Source organism: Chamaesiphon sp. VAR_69_metabat_338 (assembly GCF_031423935.1).
GTDB lineage: Bacteria > Cyanobacteriota > Cyanobacteriia > Cyanobacteriales > Chamaesiphonaceae > Chamaesiphon.
On record NZ_JANPGM010000565.1, the window covers coordinates 1 to 2,466 of the forward strand.

Annotated in this window: 5 protein-coding genes; all 5 read right to left on the minus strand. The window is 51.0% G+C overall.

Annotated features, from left to right (window positions below; all coding sequences use genetic code 11):
- Positions 1 to 417 (minus strand): DUF1579 family protein (locus tag RMO84_RS15580; RefSeq protein WP_310489354.1); only part of this gene is annotated, 417 nt, incomplete at its 3' end.
- A gap of 95 nt (positions 418 to 512) precedes the next feature.
- Positions 513 to 995, minus strand: a complete 483-nt coding sequence (locus RMO84_RS15585; protein WP_310489355.1) for a DUF1579 family protein — start codon at positions 993 to 995, stop codon at positions 513 to 515.
- A 219-nt stretch (positions 996 to 1,214) separates the two neighbouring features.
- A complete protein-coding gene (locus RMO84_RS15590; protein WP_310489356.1) occupies positions 1,215 to 1,373 on the minus strand; it encodes a hypothetical protein in 159 nt (52 codons plus the stop codon).
- A 116-nt stretch (positions 1,374 to 1,489) separates the two neighbouring features.
- A complete protein-coding gene (locus RMO84_RS15595) occupies positions 1,490 to 1,891 on the minus strand; it encodes a hypothetical protein (protein WP_310489357.1) in 402 nt (133 codons plus the stop codon).
- A 126-nt stretch (positions 1,892 to 2,017) separates the two neighbouring features.
- The coding region (locus RMO84_RS15600) for a GMC oxidoreductase (RefSeq protein ID WP_310489358.1) at positions 2,018 to 2,466 on the minus strand (449 nt) is incomplete at its 5' end.

The following is a 2,466-nucleotide window of genomic DNA, read 5'->3' on the forward strand; positions in this document are numbered from 1 at the left end:
ACTCCAATGACCGAGATGAATTCCGCCATAATTGTCAAAGAACTGGGAGGGATATGTCTGGCTTGCGGCATCATAGCCAATCGTCTCCATCGCATTTATCGGTGCGTCGCCGATTTGCCCATCACAGTGGTGAACGAGAAAGAACCCACCTGGTAGCCACTCGTAGGTTTCCTCACTCGACCACCGGACGGCTGAGTCATAGGGGTTTTCCTTCGACTGTCCCGATCCATAAGACAGCCCTTCTGTCTGCCACTTGCCGACAAATATATCCAGACGACGGAGTTCGGGACTGGGGGTGAGCGGTGGCTGTAGAGATTGGACTTTTGTAGCGATTGCTTTGCGTGACATATTTGGAGCTTCCCAATGTTTGATGATGGATACAGTGATGTTTCTCGCGCGCGGAGCGACTGAAATCACGCGGAGGTTTCCTCCGCATGTGTTTCAGTCAAGACAGGCAGGCTTTGCCAACGCCAACAAGGGTGAGAATCGCTGCATCCGTGGTAATAACTCGTCTACGAGATTTTCGTCAATTTCACATCCATCCAAGGGAGCCAATTCACACCGTCGCTGGACTGCTCCCATTTGCCTGTCAAAGTGCTGCCAGTACTGGTGAATACGCCCGTAAATCGTGATGATTTCCCCTCAATCGTCCATGTGTGGTCGCGGAGAGTGGCTTGGAATAAGTCGGAGTTGCCGCGACTATCGAAGCTGTGACAGGTGTATGTCTGGCTCGAAGGATCGTAACCGATGAATTCGAGCGTGTTTAACTGCTCATTCCCAATCTGTCCGTCCGCACGGTGAACCAGAAAAAACTTACCAGGCATCCACTCATAAGTGTCCATGAAGGCTACCTTGACGGCTGGGGCATCCGCCCTGGCGTGAGTTTCTCCTTCTGTCTTCCACTTCCCCACAAATAGATGCAGCCGCTGGATTTCAAGACTGGGGGCGATGGATTGTCCTTGAGACTGGAGTTTGATGTTGGTTGTTTGCAGCATTTCGATCTTCCTAATAGTGTTGGCGTTGGCGATATACTATGCCAACGCTAAAAGTCTTTGCTGTAAGTGATGTGCAGCTTTAATTAAATCCGCTGCTTTTTCAGCGTTGGCGTAGCCGCGTTTCGGCAGAGCCGACGCTTCGCGTTAGCGTAGCTTGCGCTTACGAAGCAGGTAATCGCGATTCTCCAGGGGAGCGACTTAGATTCTCCACGGGAGAGGCTACGCCAACGCGCGGAGGATACCTGGCGCATGTGTTTCAGTCAGCGGCGCAGTGTGGGCGGGTTTCCCGCCCATACAACTGCGACAAGACAGCGATTCGCGCACGCCTCTGTTTCCCGACGGTTTGCGACTGAAATCACGCGGAGGTTCCCTCCGCATGTGTTTCAGTCAAGACAGCGAATCAAGACAAGACAGAGGCTACGCCAACGTCGGTGCGTTCGTATTTCCTGTCGTCAAAGTTGGCATATCGAATAAATACTTTCACACGAGGTCTGTCAAACATCGAAGGTGAGGAGAATTTGCTGATATTTCTCGCCAACTTGTTTTGAATCATAGGTGAGCGGAACGGTTTCAAATTTGAGTACTTTAAGCTGTCCCACGCATTCACTCACTTCAGTCAACTGGTCGGTCGTTTGCAGTTTTGCTGTCACTGTTGCACCCACTGAGCAGACAGCAGCAAACAGACAGATCGGTTTCCAGGTCGCTGCTTTGCCAACCGTTCCTGCGGTTCCTGCTAATACTGCGGCGACCGCGCCGAGAATAGCGTTGGTTGTACTGTAGCGAGAATTGTTGCGTTTGAGGATGCTCTTTTGTGCTTGTGCTTTGGTGAGGCTGCTATCGATGTGTTCTCGTAGTACATCGGGTTGCTCTGTCAGAGTGGTAGAGTTCGCGTTCATAATATACCCTTTGAGATAATTTTTTGGAAACGGTTGCTTTTAAATCGCCAATCGATCGCCACACCAGATGCGCCTACCACCTCTGTCGTGGCGATCGAACATTCCTCGATCGCTCTTTTGGAGATCCTATGCCAGTGCTAAAAGTCTTTGCTGTAAGTAATGTGCAGCTTTAATTAAATCGGCGGCTTTTTCAGCGATCGCAATGGTAGGTGCGTTCGTATTGCCTGTCACGATCGTGGGCATAATCGAAGCATCGACCACTCGCAATCCCTCGATCCCATGTACCCGCAGTTCGGGGTTTACTACTGCCATTGAGTCAGTACCCATTTTGCAGGTGCCGACTGGATGGTACATCGTCTCGCAAGCCGATCGGACGTAAGATGCGATCGCCTTATCGCTTTGCATGTCGAGACTCGGAGCTAGCTCCACCCCTTGAAACTCATCAAAGGCATGAGTCTCAAAGATTTGGCGGAGTCGTTTAATCCCGACAACTAGGGTTTGGACATCAGTTTCACTTTGCAGATAGTTCAGCCGAATCAGCGGTGGATCTTGAAGCGTGGATGAACGCAAGCTGA